The organism is Xanthomonas sp. CFBP 8445, assembly GCF_025666235.1.
In the GTDB taxonomy this organism is placed as follows: Bacteria; Pseudomonadota; Gammaproteobacteria; order Xanthomonadales; family Xanthomonadaceae; genus Xanthomonas_A; species Xanthomonas_A indica.
On record NZ_CP102594.1, the window covers coordinates 2,182,269 to 2,208,274 of the forward strand.

Here is a 26,006-nt window from a genome sequence, read left to right on the forward strand (position 1 = left end):
AGGAGCGGCTTCAGCCGCGCGGGGCATTACCGGGTAACGCCCCGTCGCGGCTAAAGCCGCTCCTACAAGGGTCTCATCAGATCAAGCACTCGCCTCGGGCAAGCGCATCCCCACCGCCGCGGCCAGCGCGCCGTCGCGCACCAGTGCGGTGGCGGCGAGCATGTCCGGGTGGAAGTAGCGGTCGTCCTGCAGTGCCGGTACACGGGTGCGCAGCAGCGCGCGCGCCGCTTCCAGTGCGGCGCTGGAGCGCAGCGGCGTGTGGAAATCGCAGCCCTGCGCGGCCGCCAGCAATTCGATGCCGACCACGTTGGCCGCGTTCTCGGCCATCGGCAGCAGCCGGCGCGCGCCGTGCGCGGCCATCGATACGTGGTCTTCCTGGTTGGCCGAGGTCGGGATCGAGTCGACGCTGGCCGGATAGGCGCGCTGCTTGTTCTCCGACACCAGCGCCGCGGCGGTGACCTGCGGAATCATGAAGCCGGAGTTGAGGCCGGGCTTGGGCGTCAGGAACGCCGGCAACCCGGACAGCGCCGGATCCACCAGCATGGCGACGCGGCGCTCGCTGATCGAGCCGATCTCGCACACCGCCAGCGCCAGCATGTCGGCGGCGAAGGCCACCGGCTCGGCGTGGAAGTTGCCGCCGGACAGCGCTTCGCCGGTGTCGCTGAACACCAGCGGGTTGTCGGAGACGCCGTTGGCCTCGGTGGCCAGGGTGGTGGCCGCCTGGCGCATCACGTCCAGCGCCGCGCCCATCACCTGCGGCTGGCAGCGCAGGCAGTAGGGATCCTGCACGCGTACGTCGTTGTCGCGGTGCGAATCGCGGATCGCCGAGTCGTGCATCAGGGCGCGCAGCGCGGCGGCGGTGGCGATCTGCCCGGGCTGGCCGCGCAGCGTGTGGATGCGCGGATCGAACGGGGTGTCCGAGCCTTTCGCGGCCTCGGTGGACAGTGCGCCGGTGACCAGTGCGGCATGGAACACGCGCTCGATCTCGAACAGCCCGGCCAGCGCATAGGCGGTGGAGTACTGGGTGCCGTTGAGCAGCGCCAGGCCCTCCTTGGCGCCCAGCGTCAGCGGCTGCAGCCCGGCCTGGGCCAGCGCCTGGGCGGCCGGCAGGCGCGCGTCGCCGACGAAGGCCTCGCCAACGCCCAGCATCACCGTGGCCAGGTGCGCCAGCGGCGCCAGGTCGCCGGAGGCGCCGACCGAGCCCTGGCACGGCACCACCGGGATCACCTCATGCTGCAGCAGCGCCTCCAGCAGCGCCAGCGTCTGCGGCCGCACGCCGGAAGCGCCCTGGGCCAGGCTGGCCAGCTTCAGCGCCATCATCAGCCGCACCACCGGCACCGGCATCGGCGCACCGACCCCGGCCGCATGCGACAGCACGATGTTGCGCTGCAGGGCTTCCAGGTCCTCGCGCTCGATGCGCACGCTGGCCAGCTTGCCGAAGCCGGTGTTGATGCCGTACACCGGCGCGCCGCTGGCCACGATCGCCTCCACGGTCTGCGCGCTGCGCAGCACCGCGTCGGCGCAGGCCGGGTCCAGCCGCACGCCGGCGCCGCGGTACACGTCGCGCCACTGCGCCAGGCTGACCGCGCCCGGGCGCAGCAGGATCTCGTTGTCGCTCATTGTCCTCTCCAGATACGCGCATGCAGCGGGTTGAAGCCCATGCGATAGACCAATTCGGCCGGTTCGGCGATGTCCCAGATCGCCAGGTCGCAGGCCAGCCCGGCGCGCAGCCGGCCGACCCGGTCCTGGCGCCCGAGCGCGCGCGCCGCCTCGCGGGTGAAGCCAGCGATGCATTCGGCCACGGTCAGCCGGAACAACGTCGCCGCCAGGTTCATCGCCAGCAGCGGGCTGGTCAGCGGCGAGGTGCCGGGATTGCAGTCGGTGGCCAGCGCGCGCGGCACGCCGGCGGCGCGCAGCGCGGCGATCGGCGGCAGCTGGGTATCGCGGGTGAAATAGAACGCGCCCGGCAGCAGCACCGCGACGGTGCCGGCGGCGGCCATCGCGGCGACGCCGGCGTCGTCCAGGTATTCGACATGGTCGGCCGAGCGCGCGCCGTAGCGCGCCGCCAGTGCCGCGCCGCCCTGGTTGGACAACTGCTCGGCATGGATCTTCAGCGCCAGGCCATGGCGCTGCGCGGCCTGGAACACCTGCTCGGTCTGCGCCGGGCTGAACGCCAGGTGCTCGCAGAACACGTCCACCGCCTCCGCCAGGCCCTGTGCGGCGACCGCCGGGATCATGCGCTCGCAGACCTCGTCGATGTAGGCCTGCGCCTCGGCGCCGGGCGGCACGGCGTGCGCGCCGAGAAAGGTCGGTGACACCTCCACCGTGCGCAGTTCGCCCAGGCGGCGGGCCACGCGCAGCAGGCGCAGTTCGTCCTCCAGCGTGAGGCCGTAGCCGGACTTGATCTCCACCGTGGTCACGCCTTCGGCCAGCAGTGCATCCAGCCGCGGCAGGCTGGCGGCGAGCAGGGCGTTCTCGTCGGCGGCGCGGGTGGCGCGCACCGTGGAGACGATGCCGCCGCCGGCGCGGGCGATGTCGGCGTAGCTGGCGCCGAGCAGGCGCTGCTCGAACTCGCCGGCGCGGTTGCCGGCATAGACCAGGTGGGTGTGGCAATCGATCAGGCCGGGGCCGATCCAGCGTCCGCCGCAGTCGATGCTGCGTTGCGCCGACAGCGGGCCGGGCAACTGCGCGGCGGCGCCGGCATAGACGATGCGGCCGTCGCGGCACGCCACCACGCCGTCGTGGACCAGCCCCAGGCCGCCGTCCTCGCCGTCCAGCGTCATCAGGTGCGCGTTGTGCCAGAGCGTGTCGCAGGGCATGGTCACGGGCAGGCTCGTCGGTTATTTTGTATATACAATATTGTGGTCGATGGAGGGTGTCCAGTGCAGACCCAGGCGCAGCAGCAGGCCAGCGGCAACGCGGGATCGGGCGAATTCTGGTGCGCGCACGCGCTGCTGCCGCAGGGCTGGGCGCGCGAGGTACGCATCGGCGTGCGCGGCGGTCGCATCGCCACGGTGGACAGCGGCGTGGCCGCGGCTCTGGGCGATCGGCGTCTGGACATCGTGGTCCCGGGCCTGGGCAACCTGCACAGCCACGCCTTCCAGCGCGGCATGGCCGGGCTCACCGAGATCGGCGGACGCAGCGGCGACAGCTTCTGGAGCTGGCGCGAGCTGATGTACCGCTTCCTGCAGCGGCTGGACCCGGACGATCTGCAGGCCATCGCCGAGCAGGCCTACGTCGAGATGCTCGAGGCCGGCTTCACCCGGGTCGGCGAATTCCATTACGTGCATCACGCCGCCGACGGCCGACCCTACGCCGACCGCGCCGAGATGGCGCAGCGCCTGGCCGCCGCGGCGCAGACCAGCGGCATCGGCCTGACCCTGCTGCCGGTGTTCTACGCGCACGCCGACTTCGGTGGCGCCGCGCCGAACCCGGCGCAGCAGCGCCTGCTGCACGACGTGGACGGCTTCGCCGCGCTGCTGGACGGCAGCCGCCGCGCCCTGCAGGGGCTGGACGATGCGGTGCTGGGCCTGGCCCCGCACAGTCTGCGCGCGGTCACCCCTGACGAACTGGCGGCGCTGCTGCCGCTGTGCGATGGCCCGGTGCACATCCATATCGCCGAGCAGACCCGCGAGGTCGACGCCTGCCTGGCCTGGAGCGGGCAGCGCCCGGTGCAATGGCTGCTGGCGCACGCACCGGTGGATGCGCGCTGGTGCCTGGTCCACGCCACCCATGTCGACGCCGCCGAAGTGCAGGGCATCGCCGCCAGCGGCGCCGTGGTCGGGCTGTGCCCGATCACCGAGGCCAACCTCGGCGACGGCCTGTTCCCGATGCCCGCGTTCGTGCGCGCCGGCGGCCGTTTCGGCGTGGGGTCGGACTCCAACGTGCTGATCGATGCGGCCGAGGAACTGCGCCTGCTCGAATATGGTCAGCGCCTGAGCCTGCGCGGGCGCAACGTGCTGACCGGCGACACCGCGCTGTCCAGCGGCCGCTTTCTGTTCCAGTCCGCCGCGCAGGGCGCGGCGCAGGCGCTCGGTGTCGAACAGGGGCTGTGCGTGGACGCACCGGCCGATCTGGTCGAACTGGACGCCGCGCATCCGGCACTGCAGGCGCGCCACGGCGACGCCTGGCTGGACAGTTGGCTGTTCGCCGCACGCGGCGGCGCGGTGCGTTCGGTCTGGCGCCACGGCCGCGAACTGGTGCGCGAGGGCCGCCACCTGCAGCGCGACGCCGTCGCCGCGCGCTATGCGCGTGCGTTGACCCGGTTGCTGGACGCATGAGGCGCGCGGATCGCGTGGAGTCGTGCACCGATCGCCGCAGCACGGAGCGCCCATGAGTCTCGCTGCACCGATGCTGCCGCTCAACCAGCGCATTCGCCGCGACATCGAGGCGCGCATCCGCAGCGGCGAGTGGCCGCCGGGCCATCGCATTCCGTTCGAACACGAACTGATGGCGCAGTACGGCTGCTCGCGCATGACCGTCAACAAGGTGCTGGCGCTGCTCGCCGACGCCGGCATGATCGAACGCCGGCGTCGCGCCGGTTCGTTCGTGGCGCGGCCGCACCCGCACATGGAACAGGTCGCGCTGGAGATCCCGGACATCCCGGTCGAGGTCGCCGCGCGCGGCCATGCCTATCGCTTCGAACTGCTGGAACGGCAGCAGCGCGCGCCGCGCGCGTCGCTGCCGCAGGAGGCCGAGGTCGCCGCGGGCGGCAGCCTGCTGGCGCTGCAGTGCCTGCACTACGCCGATGGCCGCCCGTTCGCGCTGGAGGAACGGGTGATCAACCCGGTGGCGGTGCCCGAGGCCCTGCAGATGGACTTTGCGGTGACCGTGCCCGGCAGTTGGCTGCTGCAGCACGTGCCGTGGACCCGCGCCGAGCACCGCATCAGCGCGGTCGGCGCCAGCGCCGCGCAGGCGGCGCGACTGCAGGTGCCGGCCGGCACCGCCTGCCTGCTGATCGACCGCCGCACCTGGCGCGGCGAGCAGGCGGTGACCTTCGTGCGCCAGGTGTTTCTCGGCGACACCTACGACCTGGTGGCGCGGTTCTCGCCCGGCGCGCGCTGAGCCTGGCGCTTACGGCGATTGCAGGCAACTCACGTACGTCGGGAAGCATCGCGTAGGAGCGGCTTCAGCCGCGACGAAGGTGTCCATGGAAGGCCGTTGTGGCCGACGCCACTCTTTCAGGACGCGGCACGACGCGCGACGAGCACACGTGATGAGGTGCCCGCAGTGGCCTCTGCACTGCGCGATGCTGCGATGCCGCACGTTCGCCATACGCCAGCGTGGGTTTGTCCTGCCTGCCGCACTCTGGCAAGTTAGCGCCGGGGCCGGGCGAGGGGCCATGGCCGCGGAACGAGGGATGGTTCGGCATGACGTATTTCGTGACAGGCGCCACCGGTTTCATCGGCCGCTACCTGATGGCCAAGCTGATGCGGCGCAAGGGCGTCGTGCATGTGCTGCTGCGCAAGGAGTCGCAGCGCAAGTTCGATGCGCTGGTCCGCGAGCAGGGCTGGGACCCCAAGCGCCTGGTGGTGCTGCACGGCGACGTCGGTGCCGCGTACTGCGGGCTGTCGGCGGCGCAGCGCAAGGCGCTGCACGGCAAGGTCAAGCACTTCTTCCACCTGGCCGCGCTGTACGACCTCACCGCCAAGGCCGAGGAACAGCGCGTCGCCAACCTCGACGGCACCCGCAACGCGCTGGAACTGGCGGCGCAGCTCGGCGCCGGCATTTTCCACCACACCAGTTCGATCGCAGTGGCCGGGCTGTACCCGGGCATCTTCCGCGAGGACATGTTCGAGGAAGCCGAGGGGCTGGACGATCCCTACCTGCGCACCAAGCACGACGCCGAGGCGCTGGTGCGCGCCGAGACCCGGATCAAGTGGCGCATCTACCGCCCGGCGATGGTGGTGGGCGATTCGCGTACCGGCGCCATCGACAAGATCGACGGCCCGTACTATTTCTTCCCGCTGATCAAGAAGCTGCGCCAGCTGCTGCCGCCGTGGGCGCCGATGCTGGGCATCGAGGGCGGACGGATCAACCTGGTGCCGGTGGACTTCGTCGCCGACGCGATGGACCACATCGCGCACAAGCCCAAGCTCGACGGCCACACCTTCCACCTCACCGACCCCGAGCCGCTGCGCGTGGGCGAGGTGCTCAACGTGTTCTGCCGCGCCGGCCATGCGCCGGAAATGACCTTGCGGGTGGACGCGCGCATGTTCGCGTTCGTGCCCTCGAGCATCCGCGCCGCGGTCGGCAGCTTGCCGCCGATCCGCCGCTTCACCGGCATGTTGCTGCGCGATTTCCGCATCCCGCGCGAGGTGCTGAAGTTCATCACCTATCCCACGCGCTTCGACAGCCGCGAGACCGAGCGCGCGCTCAAGGGCAGCGGCATCGCCGTGCCGCGCCTGGAAGACTACGCCTGGCGCCTGTGGGATCACTGGGAACGGCACCTGGACCCGGACCTGTTCGTCGATCGCTCGCTCAAGGGCAAGGTCCGCGGCAAGGTGGTGCTGATCACCGGCGGTTCCTCCGGCATCGGCCTGGCCACCGCGCAGCGCGTCGCCGAGGCCGGCGCCATCACCGTCATCGTGGCCCGCGGCGAGCAGGAACTGCACGCCGCGCGCGACGCGATGAACGCCAAGGGCGGCAAGGTCTTCGCCTATACCGCCGACCTCTCGGACCTGGCCGACTGCGACCGCCTGCTGAAGACCGTGCTGGAGGCGCACGGCCACGTCGACGTGCTGATCAACAACGCCGGCCGCTCGATCCGCCGCTCGATCGAACTGAGCTACGACCGCTTCCACGATTTCGAGCGGACCATGCAGTTGAACTACTTCGGCAGCCTGCGCCTGATCATGGGCGTGCTGCCGGGCATGACCGCGCGGCGCAAGGGCCACATCATCAACGTCAGCTCGATCGGCGTGCTGGCCAACTCGCCGCGCTTCTCTGCCTACGTCGCCTCCAAGGCGGCGCTGGACGCCTGGAGCCGCTGTGCGCAGGGCGAACTGTCGGGCAAGGGCATCAGCTTCACCACGGTCAACATGCCGCTGGTGAAGACGCCGATGATCGCTCCGACCAAGATGTACGACAGCGTCCCGACGCTGAGCGTGGACGAGGCCGCCGACCTGATGGTCAAGGCGATCATCGAACGCCCCAGCCGCGTGGCCACGCGCCTGGGCATCTTCGCCGCCCTGGTCAACGCCGTGGCGCCGAAGGCCTACGAAGTGGTGATGAACACCGCCTTCGAACTGTTCCCGGACTCCGCTGCGGCCAAGGGCGACCGCAAGGCGCTACGCGAGACCAAGCCGAGCCAGGAGCAGATCGCGTTTGCTGCGCTGATGCGGGGTGTGCATTGGTGATGGGGCGGGGATTGGGGAGGCGGGATTGGGGATTCGCAAAAGCGGGTTCTCGATCTCTGATCCGCGTTTGCGTGGCCTAAGGTCCTTCTGCTGTTCCGCTGGGAGGCGGAAGGACAGGCAGTGGTCGCGGTGAGCGCGGCGCTGCCTCGCCTCAGAAGGAAGCCGACCTGGAGAAACGCCGCAACGACCCGCTTTTACCAATCCCCAATCCCAACTCCCCAATCCCGGCCTATCAAAACGTCCTACATTGCCGCCAGCGCACCGGTTCCTCGCGGCCGGGGCGGGGGTTGAGCTGGATGCGCACGGTGCGCAGGGACGGGTAGCGCTCCACTTCCTTGCAGATGCGCGGCCATACCTGGGCGTCGTCACCGCTGCGGTCGACCACCAGGGTCATCTGCGTCTGCCAGATGCCGCGGATCACGCCCGGGGTGCCGGCCAGGGCCTTGGACAGGGCCTGGCGGTTGCGCTGTTCGGTGGCAGGGTCGGGTTCGGCGAGATTGCCGGCGTCGTCGAGCGTCGGCTGGGGCGGCGCGGCGGGCGTGGCGGGCGTGGCCGTCGGCGTAGCCGCGGCCTGGGTAGGGGTTGCAGCAACGGCCGGCGTAGGCGGAGTCGCCGGCACGGGGGTGGCCACCGTGGCCGGCGGCTCCGCGGGCTGCTGCAGCGCCATCGCGCCGACGCCGACCAGCACGCCCAGGGCCAGCGATGCCAGGCCGGCGATGGCGATGTGGCGCTGCGCGCGGCGGCGGCTGGCGCCGATCACGCCGTCTTCCAGTTCGCTGGGCAGGTAGGGCTTGAGCATCGGCCAGATGCGGCGGCCGTCGAGGATTTCCACCGCCTGCTTCTCCGCGGCGGCGATGCCGTCGCGCTGCACCTTGCCCTCGGTGATCAGGATGCCGCCCTGTGCGCCCATCAGCCGCGCCGCCGCGCCCAGTTCGTTGACCGCGGCCGAGCCGATCCGATACGCCCGGCCGTGCTTGCACGACAGCAGCCAGCGTGCGTCGCCGCGGGTCATCACAAAGTCGCTTTGCGGTTCCTGGCTCGCGTGCTCGTCGACGGTCGCATCCTGCAGATCGCGCTGCTCGCGCATCGCGCGCCGCACCATGTAGGAGAAATCGCGCCAGTGCAGGCCGGCCAGTGCATGCAACCCGGCCATGGTCTCGTTTTCGCGGCGCCGCACCAGCCACAGGTACAGGCTGGCCGCCAGCCATGCCGCGACTGCCAAGAGCGCTGCCGCTATCCAGGAAAACATGCTCGCACCCGCACACGCGCCGTAAAGAAGTCAGTGTATCGCCAGCGTGTCACGGCGCCGGCAAGGCGACAGCGGTGGAAGGCGGACAAAAAAGACCCGCCAGTCCGAAGCCGAGAGGGGAGGGGAGCAAACGGTCTTCTGATGGACTGGCGGGTCCGTTTCGATTGTCTGGAAAAACGTGCTGCTTTGCAACAATCCGGTTACTCGGCCGGGGTCGTCACCGTATTGCGCTTGCGGCTGGCGCGCTTTGGCGTGCTCTTGGCAGGTGCGACCTTGGCGACCACCGGGCCGGCGCGGCGCCGCGCCGGTGCCGCGCGCTTGGCGGTGCCGGGTTGCGCTGCGGCGGTCTTCTTGGCGGTCTTCTTCGCTGCCGGCGCCTTGCCCGACGCCTGCGGCCCACGGCCGCCACGCAGATGGCGCAGTTCGCCATTGAGCGCGTCCACGCGTTCGATCAGCGCGCCCAGGTCTTCGCGGCTGGGCACTTCCAGGCGGCGCAGGGCGCGCTGCACGCGGTCCTCGAATACCTTCTCCAGGCGGTCCCAGGTGTCGGCGGCGCGCTCGCGGGCCTGGCCGACCCGGTTCTCCACCGCATCGCGCACCGCGTCGACGCCGCCGCCGGCCAGCTTGCGCGTGCTCTGCTCCAGGTTCAGCCCTTCCTTCACCAGGGTCTCGAACAGCTTGCCGCCTTCGGCCTGGGCGCGGCCGAAGGCGCCGACGCCGGCCAGCCAGACCTGCTGCGCCGATTCGCCCAGGCGCTTGGACAGCTTCTCCGCCTGCGCCTGCAGGGTGTCGTCGGCAGGGGCGGTGCTGCGCTTCTTGCGCGCGGATTTCTTCAGAGTGGCCATGACGGTGCGGTTCCTTCGGCGGGTGAGTGGCGGAGATCGAGACTCGGGAGGTTGCTTAGAGTAATCACACCAGCGTGCGCGTGGCGTACGCGGACGACACCGTTGGTCGGCGCGGCCTTCGCTACGCCGGCGGCGAACGGCGGGTGCGGCGCGTGGCGCGGCGGCCGGCGATGACCTGGTCGACGTCGTCCAGCGCACGCCGCAGGCGCGCGGTGGTCTCGGTCATGCGCCGCGGCTGCACGTCCACGCCGTCGAGGAAGGTGCGGTTGCGGTCGTTGAGGATCTGGTGGCGCAGCGCGATGCCGTGCGCGGCCAGCAGCGGCTCCAGCGTCTGCGCGTTGCGGCGCAGGTCCGACAGGGTGTTGCGGTAGGCGAGCTGGCAGACGCGGTGGCGCGCGGCGTAGCTGAAGAGATTGGTGAAGAACAGCTCGCCATTGTCGGCGTTGGGCTCGAACACTAGCTGGTCCACCTGCGGGTACTGCCGCGCATACTTCTCCAGCCCCACCTGCATGCGCGACTGCAGCAGGGTGCGGAAGGTCTGCGACAGCACCGCCGGCAGGCCACCGGCGAGCAACCGCGCGCGGTCGACGCGGCCATTGCGGCGCGGCGCGTGGGTGGCGTCGTAGGGCACCAGTGGGTTGATCCCGATCATCAGGTCGATGCCGCGCTCCAGCAGGGTGGAGGCGTGCATGGTGCGGCGCAGCGCGCCGTCCACGTAATGGCGGCCGTCGATCTGCACCGGCGGGTACAGCCCCGGCAGTGCCGCGCTGGCCTGGATCGCCAGCGAGATCGGCACGTGGTCCATGCCCGGCTCGCCGAAGCGCACCGTGCCGCCGCTGTCCAGATCCACCGCGACCACGAACAGGTTGGTGCCCAGTTCGCGGAAATCGTTGCTGCGGCCGCGGCGGCTGAATACGTCCTGCAGGAAGCGCTCGACCCCGGCGTTGTCGAACAGGCCGCTGGGCACCAGTCCGCCGAAGCGGGTGATCAGGTCCGACCAGCGGGTCTTGCGCGGTTCGGTGAGCAGGTCGTGCCACCAGCCGTAGGCCAGCCGCGGCAGGGTCGCGGCGCGGCGCAGGTATTCGTAGACGTTGGGCCGCAGGAAGTCTTCCGGGCGGAAGTGCGCATCGTCGCTGTTGCCGGTGACGAAGATCCGGCAGATCTCGGCGCTGCTGACCCGGTTGGCCAGGCCGGCGGTCAGGAAGGCGCCGGAACTGACCCCGACGTAGCAATCCAGGCGGGTCAGGTCCAGGCCGTCGAGTGCCTCGTCCAGCGCACGCAGCGCACCCAGGCCGTACATGCCGCCGATCGGGCCGCCGCCGGCGATGGCCAGGCCGATGCGGCCGTTGGAATGGGGACGGGGCGAGGCGCTGTGGAGGGAAAGCATGCGCGGTCCGCAGGAGGCAGTGGCGCGAGTGTAGCCGAGCGCGGTGACGCTTGCGGTCGTGCCGGGCTGCGACCATCATCGGCGGCCATGGCGCGCAGCAATCCCGTCCTGGAACGACTCGGCCGCCGCCTGGCGTGGCACCAGGCGCTGCACGATCCCGCGCGCGAACCGCGCAATGCGCTGCGCTGGCTGCAGGAGCTGCGGCGCTGGCAATCGGAACGGCTGGAGCGCAGCTTCGAGCATTTCCTGGAGGATCCGCAGCGGCGCCCGGCGGCGATGTTCTTCCTCACCGATGTCTATGGCGACCGCGACTTCAGCCGCCGCGACGCCGATATCGTCAAGGTGCTGCCGATGATGCAGCGGCTGATGCCGGCCTCGCTGCTGGAGACCGTGGCCGACGGCATCGGCCTGGGCGCACTGACCCACGCCCTGGACCTGCGCATGGCCGAGGCGCTGCAGGCCCTGGCGCCGCGGCGCAAACGCCTGGACGAGGCGCTGTATGCCGAGGCCTATCGGCAGACCGGGCTGCCGCGCCTGCGCCAGCGCCAGATCGATCTGATCGCCCGCGTCGGCCTGGGCCTGGCCAGCGCGGTGCACACACCCGGCGTGCGCATGCTGCTGCGCTTCGCCCGCGGCCCGGCCAAGGCGGCGGGGCTGTCGGAGTTGCAGGGGTTTCTGGAACGCGGCTTCGACGCGTTCTCCAAGCTGGGCGATGCCGAGGGGTTCATCGGCGATATCGAGACCACCGAGCGCGCCGTGTCGCGGCGATTGTTTGCGGGCGACCCGGATCCGTTCGCGTTGGAGTGACCGGGCGGTCGGACCCTCACCCCAACCCCTCTCCCGGGGAGAAATGGGCAAGCGCTTTTCCTTCTCCCACCGGGAGAAGGTGCCCCGCAGGGGCGGATGAGGGTGCGGCGGCGCGTGTTCCAACCTCAGCGAGTCGCTGCGCGCCGCACCCTCACCCCAACCCCTCTCCCGGCGGGAGAGGGGCTAGCGCTTTTCCTTCTCCGACCAGGAGAAGGTGTCCCGCAGGGGCGGATGAGGGTACGGGCAGTACGTGTTCCAACCTCGGCGAGTCGCTGCGCGCCGCACCCTTACCCCAACCCCTCTCCCGTGGGGAGAGGGGCTCGATCCACTCGTCAGGCCAGCTTTTCCGACAGCACCCGGCGAATCTCGCTCTCCACCGTGCCCTTCATCGCCGACAGCAGAAAACCCAGTTCGGCGGTGACATGCACCTGCTTGGGCAGCAGTTCGATGCGTCCGTCCACGCCCGAGCGCGAGAACAGCAAGGAATCGCCATCCCAATGCGATTCCAGATCGAAACGCTCGGCCAGTTTCTTGGCGGCGGTTTCGATGGCCTTGCGGGCCTGCGCGGGGGTCTTGGTGTGGTCGTGGCGGATGTCGATGCTGGACATGCTGGCTCCTGTGCGGGCGGGTGCCCACGTGAACGATCAGGCATTGTGCGTATGTGCGGTGCATTGTCCAGTACGCGCGCTTCTGCGCACGCAGGCAACCTGCTAGGCTGCCCGCCGTGCACGATCTGCAACTCCATTTCAGCAACCGCCAACATCCCGACCGGCCCCTGCGCGCGGGCGTGCATCGCATCGTGCGGCTGGCCTCCGGCCAGGTCAGCGTGGTCGACGACACCCAGGGCGCGTTGCTGCTGGCGCAGTTCTGCCTGGACCGGCGTGGCCTGTGGCTGCAGGTCGCCAACGGCAGCCGTGGGATCCACGTCAACGGCCGCCCGGTGCGGCGCATGGCCCTGCTGCGCGCCGGCGACGCGATCTACGCCGACGGCGTGGAGATGGTGGTGCAGGGCAAGTGCGAGCCGCTGCACCGGCTGCCCGAGGTCAGCGAGGCCGAGTACGACGATCCGCGGCTGGTGCTGCGCGGCGTCGGCGGTCCGCACCATGGCCGCAGTTTCACCGTGGACCGGGTGCGCAGCATCGGCCGCCTGCGCGAGTGCGATATCCGCATCGACGATCCGGCCTGCGCCGAGCAGCACGCGCGCCTGGAACGGCATGGCGAGCGGGTGCTGCTGCGCGGCTTCGGCGATGCGCAGACCCAGGTCAACGGCATCGCCGTGCGCAGTTGCTGGCTGCAGCCCGGCGACCAGGTGGTGTTCGATGCCCAGCACCGTTTCGTGCTGGAAGTGCCGCAGGTGGTCGGCGCCGAGCCCCTGCGCGACGACCCGGCACTGGCCGCGTTGGCGCTGACGCCGGCGGCGGTGGCGCCGCGTCCGGCCACCGCGCGGCGCTGGCCGTGGCTGTTGCTCAGCGCCCTGCTGCTGGCCGCCGCGCTCAGCGGCCTGCTGTGGTTCGGCGCGCGCTGAGCGCCCGCCAGCCGCGCCAGCCCAGCAGCACCGCCAGGATCGCCGCGTACAGCAGCGGCTCGCGGATGTCCGACTTCACCAGCCACCAGAAGTGCAGCACCGCGAGCACGCCGATCGCGTAGATCGCCTTGTGCAGCTTGCCCCAGTTGCGTTTGAGCCGGCGCATCCAGCCCTGGGTGGAGGTGATCGCCAGCGGCACCAGCAGCAGCCAGGCGAGGAAGCCCACGGTGATGTAGGGGCGTTTGACGATCTCCTCGAAGATCTGCGTCCAGTAGCCGCGCAGGTCCAGCCCCAGGTAGGCCGCCAGATGCACGGTCGCGTAGAAGAACGCATACAGCCCGAGCATGCGCCGGAAGCGCAGCAGCGCCGGTTGCCCGGTCAACTGCCGCAGCGGCGTGATCGCCAGGGTCAACAGCAACAGCCGCAGCGCCCACAGTCCGGTGCGGTGCTCGACCTCGGCCACCGGATCGGCGCCGAGCGCATCGCTGCCGGTCTGCCACACCTGCCAGAACTGCCAGCCCAGATACGCCATCGGCGCCAGCGCCAGCGCATGCACCACCGCCTTGGCAGCGATCAGCGACGCAGATGTCTTAGCCATGCAACCTCAATACCTCAGCAAACCCGAGGACAAACGCGGGCGCGTAGGCCCCACGCACGCAGCGACCGCTTCGCGAATCCCCACTCCCGAATCCCCACTCCCGGCTCAATACCATTTCTTCAGATCCATCCCCGCATACAGCGACGCCACCTGGTCGGCATAGCCGTTGAACGGGCGGGTGGGGATGCGTTCGGCGAACAGCTTGCTGGCCTTGCCGGCGATGCGCCGCTCGGTCTTCTGGCTCCAGCGCGGGTGGTCCACCGCCGGATTGACGTTGGAGAAGAAGCCGTACTCGGACGGCTGCAACTCGTGCCAGGCGGTCTCCGGCATGCGCTCGACGAAGCGGATCTCGACGATCGACTTGATGCTCTTGAAGCCGTACTTCCACGGCACCACCAGCCGCAGCGGCGCGCCGTTCTGCTGCGGCAGCGGCTTGCCGTACAGGCCGGTGGCGAGCAGGGTCAGCGGATGCATGGCCTCGTCGATGCGCAGGCCTTCCTTGTACGGCCAGTCGATCGAGCTGTAGCGGATGCCGGGCATCTGCTGCGGATCGGCCAGGGTGGTGAAGGCGACATACTTGGCCTTGGAGGTCGGCGCGAAGCGCTTGAGTACATCGCCCAGCGGCACGCCCAGCCACGGGATCACCATCGACCAGCCTTCCACGCAGCGCAGGCGGTAGATCCGCTCCTCGGGCGTGTGGCCCTTGAGCAGGTCGTCCAGGCTCAGCGTGCCGGGCTTCTCGCACTCGCCGGACACCTTCACCGACCACGGCGAGGTGCGCAGGGTCTTGGCCGCCTTGGACGGATCGGTCTTGTCGGTGCCGAACTCGTAGAAGTTGTTGTAGCTGGTCACGTCCTCGTAGCGGGTCAGCTCCTCGTTGGTGCGAAACCCGCTGCGCGCCTGCTCCGGGGTCACCACGGTCTTGGGCGGGGCCGGCGGCTCGGCATCGGCGCAGCCGACCAGGCCGGCCACCGGGGTCAGCGCCAGGACCTGCAGCAGGCGCCGCCGGTCGCGGTAGACCGTCTCGTCGGTGATCTCGCGGCTGGGGACGGAGAGGGCATCGCGCAACGACATGGCGGACTCCTGGAGCGAAGGGGGCGAGCAGTGGCGGGGACTTCAACACAGACTACGCATGCGCAGGGCGAATGGATGCAAATGCAACCTAAATTGCCCGGGCCGCAAGCTGTTGCGCTGCGGCATACTAGGGGTCCTGTCCGATAGGTGCCCCATGACGCGCGCGTTCAATTTCAGTGCCGGCCCCGCTGCCTTGCCGGAATCGGTCCTGCGCCAGGCGCAGGCGGAGATGTTGGAGTGGAACGGCGTGGGCGCCTCGATCGTGGAGCTGAGCCACCGCGGCGCCGAGTTCATGGAGGTGGCGGCACAGGCCGACGCCGACCTGCGCCGGCTGATCGGCATTCCCGACGACTACGCGGTGCTGTTCCTGGCCGGTGGCGCCACTACCCAGCAGGCGCTGCTGGCGCTGAACTTCGCCGCGCCCGGGCAGACCGTGGACTACGTGGTGACCGGGCACTGGGGCAAGACCGCGATCAAGCAGGTCGGGCCCTACGTCGACGTGCACGTGGCCGCCAGCAGCGAGGCCGGCGGCTTCCGCGACATCCCGCCGCGCGCCGACTGGCAGTTGCGCGAGGATGCCGCCTACGTGCACATCACCGCCAACGAAACCATCCACGGCGTGGAGTTCCGCGACACGCCCGACGTCGGCACGGTGCCGCTGTTCGCCGATTTCAGCTCCAGCATCGCCTCCGAGCCGATCGACGTGTCCAAGTACGCACTGATCTATGCGGGCGCGCAGAAGAACCTCGGCCCGGTCGGCGTCACGGTGGTGATCATCCGCCGCGACCTGCTCGAACGCGCCGGCCAGCCGCGGGCGGACATCTTCGACTACCGCTCGCACGTGGCGCGCGACTCCATGCTCAACACCCCGCCGACCTGGAACTGGTACCTGGCCGGGCTGGTGTTCAAGTGGATGCTGGCCGAGGGCGGGGTGGAGGCGTTCGCCGCGCGCAATCAGGCCAAGTCGGCGCTGGTGTACGCGGCGATCGACGCCTCCGGCGGCTTCTACCGCAACGAGGTCGCCGCGTCGGTGCGCTCGCGGATGAACATTCCGTTCTTCCTGCCGGACGAGACGCTGACCACGCGTTTCGTCGCCGAATCCAAGGCGGCCGGCCTGCTGGCGCTGAAGGGCCACAAGGCGGTCGGCGGCATCCGCGCGTCGCTGTACAACGCCATGCCCCTGGCCGGCGCGCAGGCACTGGTCGCGTTCATGCGCGACTTCCAGCAGCGCCACGGCTGAGTCGCCGATTTTTGTAGGAGCGGCGTCAGCCGCGACCGGATCGCGCCGGCGATCCGGACCACCGAGGAACCCCGATCCATGGCCGCAAAGCCGAAGAAATCCCCCGCCGCCGACGCCACGCCGGCCAAGTCCGCGAAATCCGCGAAATCCGCCGCCACGCCGGCCCTGGCCGACGTGCGCGCCAAGATCGACGAGATCGACCGCACCATCCAGGCGCTGATCGCCGAGCGCGCGCAGTTCGCGCACCAGGTCGGCAAGGCCAAGGGCAAGCTCGCCGCGGCGGTGGACTACTACCGCCCCGAGCGCGAGGCACAGGTGCTGCGAATGGTGGTGGACCGCAACCAGGGCCCGCTCAGCGACGAAGTGCTGGTGCACGTGTTCCGCGAGATCATGTCCGCGTGCCTGGCGCAGCAGGAGCCGCTGAAGATCGGCTACCTGGGGCCGGAAGGCACCTTCAGCCAGCAGGCGGTGCTCAAGCACTTCGGCCGCTCGGCGGTGGGCCTGCCGATGGCCACCATCGAGGAAGTGTTCCAGGAAGTGGAAAGCGGCAACGCCGACTTCGGCGTGGTGCCGGTGGAGAACTCGGGGCAGGGCACGATCCAGGTCACCCTGGACATGTTCCTCACCTCCAACCTGAAGATCTGCGGCGAGACCGAGTTGCGCGTGCACCAGTTCCTGCTCTCGCGCAGCGGGCGGCTCGACGCGATCGAGCGGATCTACGCGCATCCGCAGTCGTTCGCGCAGACCGCCGGCTGGCTGCGCGCGAACCTGCCCAAGGTGGAGAAGATTCCAGTCTCCAGCAACGCCGAGGGCGCGCGCCGCGCGCGCAACGCCGACGACGCGGCGGCGATCGGCGGGGAGAGCGCGGCGCACGTGTATGCGCTGAAGAAGGTCATCATGAAGTCGATCGAGGACGACGCGGACAACACCACGCGCTTCCTGGTGATCGGGCGGCAGATCTTCCCGCCGTCGGGGCACGATCGCACGTCGGTGCTGGTGTTCATCCACGACAAGCCGGGTGCGTTGTTCGATGTGCTCAGTCCGTTCGCGCGGCATGGGATCAGCATGAACCGGATCGAGTCGCGGCCGTCGCATCAGGCGAAGTGGGAATATGGGTTCTTCATCGATCTGGCGGGGCATGTGGAGGATGAGGCGATGAAGTTGGCGTTGGCGGAGTTGAAGGCGCATTCGGCGCAGATCAAGGTGTTGGGGTCGTATCCGGTGGCGGTGCCTTGAGGTGGTTGCGCGGTTGCTTTGATCTGACCGCGGCGGGGCGCTTTGCTGACGAAAAGAGGTGCGCCTGTAGGAGCGGCTTCAGCCGCGACAGAGCGTTCCTCGGTAAATGAATCCCTTCTTCAACAGCGACAGCTTTAACGGCAACAGCAACGGCAACGGCAACGGCAACAGCTTTCGCGCTTTGCGCGAGTCACTTTTCTTTGCTTGTGCAAAGAAAAGTAACCAAAAGAAACACACCCCCGGGCGGGCTGCCCCGCGCTGCGCGCGGGGTCCGCGGACACGACGGGAATTTTCGGAAGGCACATCCATGTGCCTGCCGAAAACGACGCGCATCCTGCGCGTCGCCCCTCACGGGGTTTTACCCGTCGTGTCCGCCAGCCCTCACGGGGGATTGAGAGCAACAGCAAAGCCAGAGCAACGGCAACAGCAACAGCAACAGCAACAGCGGTGATGGAGTGGGGGCGGGCGTCGTCGTGGTAGTGCAAGCGCGCGGTAACGGCGGCAGTGTCGTCTGAGTGGTAGTGGATCTTCGGGTGGTTGGACTTTCAGGAACGATGATGAGCAACGAGCAAGGCTGGATCGCAACGCGCGGCACTGCGCTGCAGGGCACGCTGACGGTGCCGGGGGACAAGTCGGTGTCGCACCGGGCGGTGATGTTCGCGGCGTTGGCCGATGGCACGTCGCGGATCGAGGGGTTTCTCGAGGGCGAGGACACGCGTTCGACCGCGGCGATCTTCGCGCGGCTCGGGGTGCGGATCGAGACCCCGTCGCCGTCGCAGCGCATCGTGCATGGCGTGGGCGTGGATGGGCTGCAGGCGCCGCAGGGCGAGCTGGACTGCGGCAATGCCGGCACCGGCATGCGCCTGCTTGCCGGGCTGCTCGCGGCGCAGCCGTTCGACAGCGTGCTGGTCGGCGATGCGTCGCTGTCCAAGCGGCCGATGCGTCGGGTGACCGAGCCGCTGGCGCTGATGGGGGCGCGCATCGACACCGAGGCCAATGGCGTGCCGCCGCTGCGCATCCATGGCGGGCAACCGCTGCGCGGCATCGACTTCGTCTCGCCGGTGGCCAGTGCCCAGGTCAAGTCGGCGGTGCTGCTGGCCGGGCTCTATGCCGAGGGCGTCACTTCGGTGCAGGAACCGCATCCCACCCGCGACTATACCGAGCGCATGCTGTCCGCGTTCGGCGTGGATATCACGTTCGCGCCCGGCCAGGCGCGGCTGCGCGGCGGCCAGCGCCTGCGCGCTACCGATATCGCGGTGCCGGCGGACTTCTCCTCGGCGGCGTTCTTCATCGTCGCCGCCAGCATCATTCCCGGCTCCGCCATCACCCTCAAGGCGGTCGGGCTCAATCCACGCCGCACCGGCCTGCTCGCCGCGTTGCGGCTGATGGGCGCAGACATCGTCGAGCACAACCACAGCGAGCACGGCGGCGAGCCGGTGGCCGATCTGCGGGTGCGCTACGCGCCGCTGCGCGGTGCGCGGATTCCGGAGGACGTGGTGCCGGACATGATCGACGAGTTCCCGGCGTTGTTCGTGGCCGCGGCCGCGGCCGAAGGCCAGACCGTGGTCAGCGGCGCGGCGGAACTGCGGGTCAAGGAATCGGACCGCCTGGCGGCGATGGCCACCGGGCTGCGAAGCCTGGGCATCGTCGTCGACGAAACCCCGGACGGCGCCACCATTCACGGCGGCACGCTGGGCGCCGGGACCATCGAGAGCCACGGCGACCATCGCATCGCCATGGCCTTCGCCATCGCCGGGCAACTGGCGCAGGGCGAGGTGCGGATCGAGGACGTGGCGAACGTGGCCACCTCGTTCCCGGGGTTCGACACACTGGCGCGTGGTGCTGGATTCGGGTTGCGCACAGCGTAAACGCGTTCATTACACCGGCCGCGTGTGGACGCGGCCGGTGCAAGCATCACGCCCGGATGTGCGCGCTTAGTGCGACGGCTGCGGACGCGGCGGATCGTTCGTCGGCGTCGAGGGCGCGTCGGCGCGATAGCTGTAGCTGCTGGTGTCGTCGGCGCGGTCCATGGCCAGCCACCAGCCGGCGATCGCCAGGGCGAGGGCGATCACGATCATCCAGGCCCAGGGCGAGCCGCGGTCGGCTCGTGCGTGCGGTTCCCGGCGCGCAGACGGGCGGGCCGAGCGCTTCCACGCATCCAGCGGCTGTGTCGACTTGTACGGGGTGGGCATGGCGGCAACTCCGGTGCCGTGGGAGCGATGCCAGTGTCGCCCAGGACCCGTGCCGGTGGTGTCACCCCCATGTGAACGCTGCCCGCGCGGCCGGGTGCCGGTTCAGTTAGGGGCCCGGCTTGAAGTCGAACGGGATCTCGATGCTGGCCGGTACGGCGCGGCCATTCTGCTGCGCGGGGCGGAACTTCCAGCGGCGCACGGTCTCCATCGCCGCGCGGTCCAGGTCGCGCGAGCCGCTGCGCCGCACCAAGGCCACGCCGGCGGGCGCGCCGCTGGCGTCGACCTCGACCCGCACCACCACGGTGCCGGCATCGCCGCGGCGCAGCGCCGCCGGCGGATAGCGCGGCGGCGGGGTCTGTCCTTCCAGCGGCACCGGGCGGTCGCCCGGGGCCAGCGCGGTGGCCGTGCTGCCGGCGCCATCGCTGCCTGCGGCAGGCGCCGGTGCTTCCGTAGTCGGCGGCGGTGCCGGTGCGGTTTCCACCAGCTTCGGCGCGTCGCCGGCGGGCGCCGGCTTGGCCTGCGGCATGCTGCTGGCGGGGCTGCCGGCCGGCAGCGGCTCGGGCAGCGGCTTCACCTGTTCGGTCTCCTGCTGCACCTGCGCTGGCTGCGGCTTGTAGAAATCGTTGTCCTTGCGTCCGACCAGCCACACCACCAGGAACAGCAGCAGGCCGGCGACGAAGGCGATGCCGACGATCGCGAGCAGGCGCCGCGGCAGGTGCAGCACGATGCCGGGCTTGGAAGACGAAGGCGACGTGGACATGAGGCTCACCGTGGGGAACCGCCCGATTCTGGCATAGCCGCGGTGAATCGCGCGCCGCGGCGGGCGCGGGTCGGCAAAACCGCGACGGACAGGCGATAATCCTCGGTTCGTTCCCCTGGCACCCCGCGCCCATGCTCGATCCCGCTCTGCTTCGCCAACAGCCCGCCGACCTCGCCGAGCGCCTGCGCACCAGCCGCGGCTATGCGCTGGACGTGGCCGCCCTGGAGGCCCTGGAGGCCGACCGCAAGCGCATCCAGGTGCGGACCCAGGAACTGCAGAGCCTGCGTAACAGCCGTTCCAAGGCGATCGGCCAGGCCAAGGCCAAGGGCGAGGACGTGACCGCGCTGATGGCCGAAGTGGCCGGCTTCGGCGACGAGCTGAAGGCCTCGGAGCAGCGCCTGGACGAGATCCGCGCGCAGCTGGAGACGCTGGCGCTGGAGATTCCCAACCTGCCGCAGGCCGACGTGCCGGCTGGCAAGGACGAGGCCGACAACGTCGAACTGCAGCGCTGGGGCAGCCCGCGCAGCTTCGATTTCGAGGTCAAGGACCATGTCGAACTCGGCGCACGCCACGGCTGGCTGGACGGCGAGTCGGCGGCCAAGCTGTCGGGCGCGCGATTCACCGTGCTGCGCGGGCCGATCGCGCGCCTGCACCGCGCCCTGGCGCAGTTCATGCTGGACCTGCACACCGGCCCGCACGCCTACCAGGAAACCAACGTGCCGGTGATCGTCAACGCCGACAGCCTGTACGGCACCGGCCAGTTGCCGAAGTTCGAGGAAGACATGTTCGCCACCGCGCTGGGCGAACAGAAGCGCTACCTGATCTCCACCTCGGAGATCTCGCTGACCAACCTGGTGCGCGACGAGATCGTCGAGGCCGAGCGCTTGCCGCTGCGCATGACCGCGCACTCGCTGTGCTTCCGTTCCGAGGCCGGCAGCGGCGGCCGCGACACCCGCGGCATGATCCGCCAACACCAGTTCGAGAAGGTGGAACTGGTCAGCGTGTGCCGCCCGGAAGATAGCGCCGCCGAACACGAGCGCATGACCCGCTGCGCCGAAGTGGTGCTGGAAACGCTCGGCCTGCCGTACCGCAAGATGCTGCTGTGCACCGGCGACATGGGCTTTTCCGCGAGCAAGACCTATGATCTGGAAGTTTGGCTGCCCTCGCAGCAGACCTATCGCGAGATCTCCTCCTGCTCCAACTGCGGCGATTTCCAGGCGCGGCGCATGCAGGCGCGCTGGCGCAACCCGGCCACCGGCAAGCCCGAGCTGCTGCACACGCTCAACGGCTCCGGCACCGCGGTCGGCCGCGCCATGATCGCGGTGATGGAGAACTACCAGAACGCCGACGGCTCGATCACCGTGCCCGACGCGCTGCGCCCGTACATGGGTGGGGCCGAGCGGATCGGCTGATTGCGCCGACCCGGGCATCGGCTCCGGGCGATCCTCTGGCGTCGCCGCTGTTGTGGCGGCGATGCGCTGCGTGCGACTGCGCGTGCGGGCTTGATTGCCCATGTCGCACGCGACGCGCTGTGCACCCGCATGTTGGCGACCTGGCGGGCAGGGCAGTCGCCTGCCCGCCCATGCACGCCATGCAGCACTCGCCGCAAACGGCGTCCCGCGTGCACCAGACCTCGCACCCGTCACTTCGCGCTAGCCCGGCCAGGGTTACCCTGCGTCGTCCAGGCGTGCCTGCGTCCTGCGAGCGCGACCGGCGTCCCTGCAGCGCAAATCGTTGTAGGAGTAGAATGAACCGGATCCGATTGTCCCCATCGTTCTAAATATCGAAAGAACATGCACGACCTCAACGATCTGTACTACTTCGCCATGGTGGTCGACCACGGCGGGTTTGCCGCCGCCGAACGCGCCCTGGGCATCCCCAAGTCGCGCCTGAGCCGTCGCATCAGCCAGCTGGAGAGCGACCTGGGCGTGCGCCTGCTGCAGCGCTCCACGCGCCGTTTCGCCGTCACCGACCTGGGCATGAGCGTGCATCGCCACGCCCAGACCATGCTGGCCGAGGCGCAGGCTGCGCGCGAAGTGGTCGACCGGCTCAGCGCCGAGCCGCGCGGGCTGGTGCGGGTCAGCGTGCCGGTGTCGCTGGCGCAGATGCAGCTGCCCAAGCTGCTGCCGATGTTCCTCGACCAGTACCCCAAGGTGCGGTTGCAGTTGAACATCAGCAATCGCCGTGTCGACATCATCAACGAAGGCTACGACGTCGCCCTGCGCGTGCGTTCGCGCCTGGACGACGACGGCAGCCTGGTGATGCGCAGCTTCGGCCAGGTGCAGGAACTGCTGGTCGCCAGCCCCAAGTACCTGGACCGCGCCGGCCGCCCCAAGGACCCCGAGGAACTGACCTCGCACGTCACCCTCAGCATCAGCGAGGACGAGGCGCGGCAGCGCTGGGAACTGCACGGCCCGGCCGGCGAAGTGCGCCGCGTCGACCTGCAGCCGCGCGTGGCCGGCTTCGACTTCCCCCTGCTGCAGTCCATGGTCAAGGACGGCTTCGGCATCACCCTGCTGCCCGAGACCGTCTGCGCCGAAGCCGTGCGCAACGGCGAACTGGAAGTGGTGCTGCCGGAGTGGTCGCTGCCACAGGGCATCTGCCACGCCGTGTTCGCTTCGCGCCGCGGCCTGCTGCCGGCGGTGCGCGTGTTCATCGACTTCCTCGCCGAACACCTGCCGCGCCAGATCGAAGCCTCGCGCCTGGACTGCGGCGGCAACTGCCCCGAACGCACCAAGGCCAAGCATTCGACCCTGGGCGCGATGGCGGTCGAGGCGGGTTGATCGAGACGCCGGCCGGGCACGCTGGCCGAGCAAAACCGACGCGGGCGTGCGAAAATGCGCGCCTGTGTTTGTGGCCCGGTCGTGCTGCATCGTGTCGTTAGAGGCAGCGATCGCCTCAAACGGGGCAGGCACAGTAGCGTCGCACTCCTGCGACGTTGCGCTTCAAGCGGCTGCGACGCTCGTCCGCAGCACCGCCGCGTTCGCAAACGGAGAGATGGCCGAGCGGTTTAAGGCACCGGTCTTGAAAACCGGCGAAGGGTCAAACCTTCCGTGGGTTCGAATCCCACTCTCTCCGCCATTCGCTTCCAAGCCATTGATTTGAATGTCTGATTTGGTTGGAAGGCAGGAAGCATGCAGAAGAAGCGCTCGCATGCGCGTCCCACATCATTTCAACCGGTCGTCCACCGGCCGCTGGTCGTTCGTCCCACGTGTGCCTGTCGATTTGCGAACCGCGAAAGGCTGCAGAGCCCAAGGGCGGGACACCTGGCGATCTAGCGGAGCAGGACCTCCGCAGCATTTACGTCCTGGAGGCATCACAACCTCAAGGCTTGGCCGGCACCGATTGCGCGCGGTACTGGCTGGGCGACGCATCGAAGCTGCGCTTGAATGCAACCGTGAACGCGCTTTCGGACGAATAACCGACGGAAACGCCGATCGCGCCGACGGACAGGGTGGACGTCAGCAGACGATGAGACGCCAGGGCCATGCGCCACCGGGTCAGATAATCCATCGGCGTCTCGCCGGTCACGCGCTCGAAATGGGCGGCGAAACTGGAGCGCGACATCCGTGCGGCAGCAGCCAATTCTGCGACCGTCCAGCGATGACTGACGTTCGCGTGCATGGCGCTCAGGGCACGATTGAGTGAGGGCACGCCCAGCGCGGCGAGCCATCCCATCTGCTGCCGGCCTGTCTCCAGATGGGCGCGCAAGGCCTCGATCAAGAGCGCCTGCGCAAGGTGTCCAGCGAGCAGATCGCTGCCTGGCCGAGGTTCGCGCAGTTCGACGATGAGCCGCCGTACGCTGGCTTGAAGCGCCGCCTTGTGGTCCTGGGACCGAATGTGGACCACGGGCGGTACGGCTGCAAGGATGGCCGCGGCATGGTGGCCGCGTAACGAAAAGAACCCCCCGATGCCTCGACACACGCCGCCGCCGTTGAGTTCAGCGACGTGGCCAGGCGGCACCTGTGTCAGGAAGGGGATGGCGTCTTGCCACGTCAAAGGCGTGCCTGCATATAGCTGCATGGCGGCGCCTCCTTTCACAAGAATCACATCACCCGGTTCCAGGGCAATCGGAAAGCCGGCGTCCTGCATCGCGAGCCTGCACTCCCCCGAATCGATGGCAAAGCATCGGATGCCGTCGGCTGGCGGGAAACGCAGTCCCCAGTCGCGCCCTGCATCCAGTCCGCGAAATCCATAGGAGTTGAGCTGAACGAGGGTGAGGATGTCGGAAAGCGGATCGGTCATGTCTGGACGATAGCGATAGATGTTTCGACGATCGAACATGGGTTCGGTTGCGCGGCAACGATATTGTTGCACCTGAAGGACGTGGTGGGCCGCCGCGGCTTGAAGTCCGGCCGATGGCCGCATTTTTCTCCTTGAGAAGCAGCATGATGAATTCGGCGTATCGGTCGCAGGCAAGCACGACAGTGAAATCCAGACGGTCGAGCTACGCATGGGGCGTGCTCGCTGTGTTGAGCGGCGCGGTGGCCCTGGTGTCTTATCGCTATCTGTTCGACCGAGGTCCCGTGCCGCCTGGGGTCGCAGCCAACCGGCATGTGCATCCATGGTTGATCGTGCACGCGACCAGCGCCGCGACGGCGCTGCTTTGCGGGCCATTCCAGTTCGTTCGCCGTCTTCGTCTGCGTCACCCGGGGTGGCATCGGGCGACCGGACGCGTCTATGTCGCGGGCTGCATGGTCGGGGGCGTCTCCGCGCTGTTTCTTGCCGCCGGCATCTCCACCGGCCCTGTCGCTGGCGCAGGGTTTGGTGCGCTTGGAATCGCATGGATGGCGACAACGGCTATCGCGTTACGCAAGGTCCTGACAGGTCGGCTGGCTGAGCATCGGCACTGGATGATGCGCTCTTTCGCCTTGACCCTGTCTGCGGTGACGCTGCGTCTTTACCTGCCTGTCTCGACGTTTATCCTGGGCATCGAATTTGTCCTGGCCTATCGGGCGATTGCCTGGTTATGCTGGCTACCGAACCTTCTGGCCGCCGAGTGGCTGATTAAAGCTTCACCGTCGGTCCTCGAGCGAGACGACGTTGGTCCCGATTTCAAGCGGTCAGAATAGGCATCCGATTCGAGGCGTCGGTCAATTGGTAATCGACGGCTCGTTGGTGACGCATGACGCTGGCGTCTCCATGCATTGAATGCATGCGTGCGTAGTTCGACGCTAGGTTATGCGCATTTTTGTAGGGTACGTCCGAGAGGCTGCTTGTTCTGATGGGTGTCGGTTAAATCTTTATTCGGCGAAACGCGATTGATCTATTTTTCAGATCGCTTCCAGTGTGATAATCGATCACGATCCACAAGGTAGTGATTTTTTCAGTAAGTATTGAGCAGGTTGTGAGGTCGCGGCCCTGGTTTTCATGTCGTTTTAAATGTGCCATTTTGGGATGAAAAGTGGCGCAGCAAGATGGCTGAAAATCTCTTGGTCAGCAAAAAGTAGAGATGTCGTGGCGAAAGGAGCGTGGATTCGATGCGCTCATCTGTCGAAGGTATGCAATGGGAGTGGTCGCGGCAGATTCGGTAGTGACTTTATGGTCTGCCCAGGCGGGCCCTGAAGCACGTTGTTGAATGGATGCGGCACGATCGTCATGACGTGGGTCCTGGAAGGGCTCGATGATGACTTGTTGCTGGCCCGGGAGCGCCATGAACGGTGGTGCCGAACGGCATCTGTAGATAGAATTATTAATTGGCTTCCATTCAGTTGCAGGTTGCATTTTTTTGCAGC

General features: G+C 68.7%; 23 protein-coding genes and 1 tRNA gene. 13 read left to right on the plus strand and 11 right to left on the minus strand.

Annotation, left to right across the window (positions count from 1 at the left end; translation table 11 throughout):
- Positions 1-81 precede the first annotated feature (81 nt).
- Both hutH and hutI read right to left on the minus strand, forming a co-directional pair.
- The gene (gene hutH / locus NUG21_RS09230) at positions 82-1,620 is read right to left on the minus strand and encodes a histidine ammonia-lyase (RefSeq protein ID WP_263392879.1); all 1,539 of its coding nucleotides are present in this window, start codon (positions 1,618-1,620) and stop codon (positions 82-84) included.
- A complete protein-coding gene (hutI, locus tag NUG21_RS09235) occupies positions 1,617-2,819 on the minus strand; it encodes an imidazolonepropionase (protein WP_263393060.1) in 1,203 nt (400 codons plus the stop codon). Before hutI ends, hutH begins: the two co-directional genes overlap by 4 nt.
- Positions 2,820-2,882: 63 nt before the next feature.
- Between hutI and NUG21_RS09240 the strand changes: the two genes are divergently transcribed.
- The 3 genes from NUG21_RS09240 to NUG21_RS09250 all read left to right on the plus strand — a co-directional run bounded on the left by NUG21_RS09240 (position 2,883) and on the right by NUG21_RS09250 (position 7,358).
- On the plus strand, positions 2,883-4,280 hold the full coding sequence (locus NUG21_RS09240; RefSeq protein WP_263392880.1) for a formimidoylglutamate deiminase: 1,398 nt from the start codon (positions 2,883-2,885) through the stop codon (positions 4,278-4,280).
- A 52-nt stretch (positions 4,281-4,332) separates the two neighbouring features.
- Complete coding sequence (gene hutC / locus NUG21_RS09245) at positions 4,333-5,064, plus strand: histidine utilization transcriptional repressor HutC (RefSeq protein WP_160947856.1); 732 nt, start codon at positions 4,333-4,335, stop codon at positions 5,062-5,064.
- 305 nt (positions 5,065-5,369) lie between these two features.
- Positions 5,370-7,358 carry an SDR family oxidoreductase gene (locus tag NUG21_RS09250; protein ID WP_242083139.1) on the plus strand — a complete coding sequence of 663 codons (1,989 nt, stop codon included), beginning with the start codon at positions 5,370-5,372 and terminating at the stop codon, positions 7,356-7,358.
- A gap of 232 nt (positions 7,359-7,590) precedes the next feature.
- Here the strand turns inward: NUG21_RS09250 and NUG21_RS09255 are convergent, their stop codons facing one another.
- From NUG21_RS09255 to NUG21_RS09265, 3 genes are all read right to left on the minus strand, one after another.
- The gene (locus NUG21_RS09255; RefSeq protein ID WP_263392881.1) at positions 7,591-8,607 is read right to left on the minus strand and encodes a restriction endonuclease; all 1,017 of its coding nucleotides are present in this window, start codon (positions 8,605-8,607) and stop codon (positions 7,591-7,593) included.
- 200 nt (positions 8,608-8,807) lie between these two features.
- On the minus strand, positions 8,808-9,452 hold the full coding sequence (locus NUG21_RS09260; RefSeq protein ID WP_263392882.1) for a phasin family protein: 645 nt from the start codon (positions 9,450-9,452) through the stop codon (positions 8,808-8,810).
- Positions 9,453-9,573: 121 nt separating this feature from the next.
- On the minus strand, positions 9,574-10,839 hold the full coding sequence (locus NUG21_RS09265; protein ID WP_160947853.1) for a patatin-like phospholipase family protein: 1,266 nt from the start codon (positions 10,837-10,839) through the stop codon (positions 9,574-9,576).
- Between the two features lie 87 nt (positions 10,840-10,926).
- Here NUG21_RS09265 and NUG21_RS09270 point away from each other — a divergent pair, with 87 nt between their 5' ends.
- The gene (locus tag NUG21_RS09270) at positions 10,927-11,646 is read left to right on the plus strand and encodes a DUF8198 family protein (protein WP_242083144.1); all 720 of its coding nucleotides are present in this window, start codon (positions 10,927-10,929) and stop codon (positions 11,644-11,646) included.
- A gap of 332 nt (positions 11,647-11,978) precedes the next feature.
- Here NUG21_RS09270 and NUG21_RS09275 read toward each other — a convergent pair whose 3' ends face one another.
- Positions 11,979-12,254 carry a polyhydroxyalkanoic acid system family protein gene (locus tag NUG21_RS09275; RefSeq protein WP_019798384.1) on the minus strand — a complete coding sequence of 92 codons (276 nt, stop codon included), beginning with the start codon at positions 12,252-12,254 and terminating at the stop codon, positions 11,979-11,981.
- A gap of 116 nt (positions 12,255-12,370) precedes the next feature.
- On the opposite strand from NUG21_RS09275, the gene NUG21_RS09280 reads away from it, so the two are divergent.
- Positions 12,371-13,171, plus strand: a complete 801-nt coding sequence (locus tag NUG21_RS09280; protein ID WP_263392883.1) for an FHA domain-containing protein — start codon at positions 12,371-12,373, stop codon at positions 13,169-13,171.
- Here NUG21_RS09280 and msrQ read toward each other — a convergent pair.
- Both msrQ and msrP read right to left on the minus strand, forming a co-directional pair.
- Positions 13,140-13,769, minus strand: a complete 630-nt coding sequence (gene msrQ / locus NUG21_RS09285; protein WP_263392884.1) for a protein-methionine-sulfoxide reductase heme-binding subunit MsrQ — start codon at positions 13,767-13,769, stop codon at positions 13,140-13,142. The genes NUG21_RS09280 and msrQ overlap by 32 nt on opposite strands.
- Before the next feature lie 105 nt (positions 13,770-13,874).
- Entirely contained in the window at positions 13,875-14,843 is a 969-nt protein-coding gene (msrP, locus tag NUG21_RS09290; RefSeq protein ID WP_019798361.1) for a protein-methionine-sulfoxide reductase catalytic subunit MsrP, read from the minus strand.
- A 154-nt stretch (positions 14,844-14,997) separates the two neighbouring features.
- Here msrP and serC point away from each other — a divergent pair, with 154 nt between their 5' ends.
- From serC to aroA, 4 genes are all read left to right on the plus strand, one after another.
- Positions 14,998-16,083 carry a 3-phosphoserine/phosphohydroxythreonine transaminase gene (gene serC, locus NUG21_RS09295; RefSeq protein WP_263392885.1) on the plus strand — a complete coding sequence of 362 codons (1,086 nt, stop codon included), beginning with the start codon at positions 14,998-15,000 and terminating at the stop codon, positions 16,081-16,083.
- A gap of 78 nt (positions 16,084-16,161) precedes the next feature.
- The gene (gene pheA / locus NUG21_RS09300) at positions 16,162-17,319 is read left to right on the plus strand and encodes a prephenate dehydratase (RefSeq protein WP_160947846.1); all 1,158 of its coding nucleotides are present in this window, start codon (positions 16,162-16,164) and stop codon (positions 17,317-17,319) included.
- 106 nt (positions 17,320-17,425) lie between these two features.
- Entirely contained in the window at positions 17,426-17,770 is a 345-nt protein-coding gene (locus NUG21_RS09305; protein ID WP_263392886.1) for a hypothetical protein, read from the plus strand.
- Between the two features lie 103 nt (positions 17,771-17,873).
- Complete coding sequence (gene aroA, locus NUG21_RS09310) at positions 17,874-19,187, plus strand: 3-phosphoshikimate 1-carboxyvinyltransferase (protein WP_263392887.1); 1,314 nt, start codon at positions 17,874-17,876, stop codon at positions 19,185-19,187.
- Positions 19,188-19,253: 66 nt separating this feature from the next.
- Here the strand turns inward: aroA and NUG21_RS09315 are convergent, their stop codons facing one another.
- Both NUG21_RS09315 and NUG21_RS09320 read right to left on the minus strand, forming a co-directional pair.
- Positions 19,254-19,511 (minus strand): hypothetical protein, encoded by a 258-nt coding sequence (locus NUG21_RS09315; protein ID WP_242083159.1) that lies wholly within the window; start codon positions 19,509-19,511, stop codon positions 19,254-19,256.
- A 106-nt stretch (positions 19,512-19,617) separates the two neighbouring features.
- The gene (locus NUG21_RS09320; protein ID WP_263392888.1) at positions 19,618-20,271 is read right to left on the minus strand and encodes an energy transducer TonB; all 654 of its coding nucleotides are present in this window, start codon (positions 20,269-20,271) and stop codon (positions 19,618-19,620) included.
- 131 nt (positions 20,272-20,402) lie between these two features.
- Between NUG21_RS09320 and serS the strand changes: the two genes are divergently transcribed.
- The 3 genes from serS (at position 20,403) to NUG21_RS09335 (ending at position 23,352) form a co-directional block, all read left to right on the plus strand.
- A complete protein-coding gene (gene serS / locus NUG21_RS09325) occupies positions 20,403-21,683 on the plus strand; it encodes a serine--tRNA ligase (protein ID WP_263392889.1) in 1,281 nt (426 codons plus the stop codon).
- 381 nt (positions 21,684-22,064) lie between these two features.
- Entirely contained in the window at positions 22,065-23,054 is a 990-nt protein-coding gene (locus NUG21_RS09330; protein ID WP_160947841.1) for a LysR family transcriptional regulator, read from the plus strand.
- A 208-nt stretch (positions 23,055-23,262) separates the two neighbouring features.
- Positions 23,263-23,352: transfer RNA gene (locus NUG21_RS09335), tRNA-Ser, on the plus strand.
- A gap of 243 nt (positions 23,353-23,595) precedes the next feature.
- Here NUG21_RS09335 and NUG21_RS09340 read toward each other — a convergent pair.
- The gene (locus tag NUG21_RS09340) at positions 23,596-24,555 is read right to left on the minus strand and encodes an AraC family transcriptional regulator (protein ID WP_263392890.1); all 960 of its coding nucleotides are present in this window, start codon (positions 24,553-24,555) and stop codon (positions 23,596-23,598) included.
- A gap of 74 nt (positions 24,556-24,629) precedes the next feature.
- Here NUG21_RS09340 and NUG21_RS09345 point away from each other — a divergent pair, with 74 nt between their 5' ends.
- On the plus strand, positions 24,630-25,343 hold the full coding sequence (locus NUG21_RS09345) for a DUF2306 domain-containing protein (protein ID WP_263392891.1): 714 nt from the start codon (positions 24,630-24,632) through the stop codon (positions 25,341-25,343).
- The last annotated feature ends 663 nt before the right edge of the window (positions 25,344-26,006 follow it).

What these genes read in the sequence shown, in the direction of transcription:
- hutH (WP_263392879.1), bottom strand. Translation starts at nt 1,620, where the DNA reads ATGAGCGACAACGAGATCCTGCTGCGCCCGGGCGCGGTCAGCCTGGCG.
- hutI (WP_263393060.1), bottom strand. Translation starts at nt 2,819, where the DNA reads ATGCCCTGCGACACGCTCTGGCACAACGCGCACCTGATGACGCTGGAC.
- hutC (WP_160947856.1), top strand. Translation starts at nt 4,333, where the DNA reads ATGAGTCTCGCTGCACCGATGCTGCCGCTCAACCAGCGCATTCGCCGC.
- NUG21_RS09250 (WP_242083139.1), top strand. Translation starts at nt 5,370, where the DNA reads ATGACGTATTTCGTGACAGGCGCCACCGGTTTCATCGGCCGCTACCTG.
- NUG21_RS09255 (WP_263392881.1), bottom strand. Translation starts at nt 8,607, where the DNA reads ATGTTTTCCTGGATAGCGGCAGCGCTCTTGGCAGTCGCGGCATGGCTG.
- NUG21_RS09260 (WP_263392882.1), bottom strand. Translation starts at nt 9,452, where the DNA reads ATGGCCACTCTGAAGAAATCCGCGCGCAAGAAGCGCAGCACCGCCCCT.
- NUG21_RS09265 (WP_160947853.1), bottom strand. Translation starts at nt 10,839, where the DNA reads ATGCTTTCCCTCCACAGCGCCTCGCCCCGTCCCCATTCCAACGGCCGC.
- NUG21_RS09270 (WP_242083144.1), top strand. Translation starts at nt 10,927, where the DNA reads ATGGCGCGCAGCAATCCCGTCCTGGAACGACTCGGCCGCCGCCTGGCG.
- NUG21_RS09275 (WP_019798384.1), bottom strand. Translation starts at nt 12,254, where the DNA reads ATGTCCAGCATCGACATCCGCCACGACCACACCAAGACCCCCGCGCAG.
- msrQ (WP_263392884.1), bottom strand. Translation starts at nt 13,769, where the DNA reads ATGGCTAAGACATCTGCGTCGCTGATCGCTGCCAAGGCGGTGGTGCAT.
- msrP (WP_019798361.1), bottom strand. Translation starts at nt 14,843, where the DNA reads ATGTCGTTGCGCGATGCCCTCTCCGTCCCCAGCCGCGAGATCACCGAC.
- serC (WP_263392885.1), top strand. Translation starts at nt 14,998, where the DNA reads ATGACGCGCGCGTTCAATTTCAGTGCCGGCCCCGCTGCCTTGCCGGAA.
- pheA (WP_160947846.1), top strand. Translation starts at nt 16,162, where the DNA reads ATGGCCGCAAAGCCGAAGAAATCCCCCGCCGCCGACGCCACGCCGGCC.
- NUG21_RS09305 (WP_263392886.1), top strand. Translation starts at nt 17,426, where the DNA reads ATGAATCCCTTCTTCAACAGCGACAGCTTTAACGGCAACAGCAACGGC.
- aroA (WP_263392887.1), top strand. Translation starts at nt 17,874, where the DNA reads ATGATGAGCAACGAGCAAGGCTGGATCGCAACGCGCGGCACTGCGCTG.
- NUG21_RS09315 (WP_242083159.1), bottom strand. Translation starts at nt 19,511, where the DNA reads ATGCCCACCCCGTACAAGTCGACACAGCCGCTGGATGCGTGGAAGCGC.
- NUG21_RS09320 (WP_263392888.1), bottom strand. Translation starts at nt 20,271, where the DNA reads ATGTCCACGTCGCCTTCGTCTTCCAAGCCCGGCATCGTGCTGCACCTG.
- serS (WP_263392889.1), top strand. Translation starts at nt 20,403, where the DNA reads ATGCTCGATCCCGCTCTGCTTCGCCAACAGCCCGCCGACCTCGCCGAG.
- NUG21_RS09330 (WP_160947841.1), top strand. Translation starts at nt 22,065, where the DNA reads ATGCACGACCTCAACGATCTGTACTACTTCGCCATGGTGGTCGACCAC.
- NUG21_RS09340 (WP_263392890.1), bottom strand. Translation starts at nt 24,555, where the DNA reads ATGTTCGATCGTCGAAACATCTATCGCTATCGTCCAGACATGACCGAT.
- NUG21_RS09345 (WP_263392891.1), top strand. Translation starts at nt 24,630, where the DNA reads ATGGCCGCATTTTTCTCCTTGAGAAGCAGCATGATGAATTCGGCGTAT.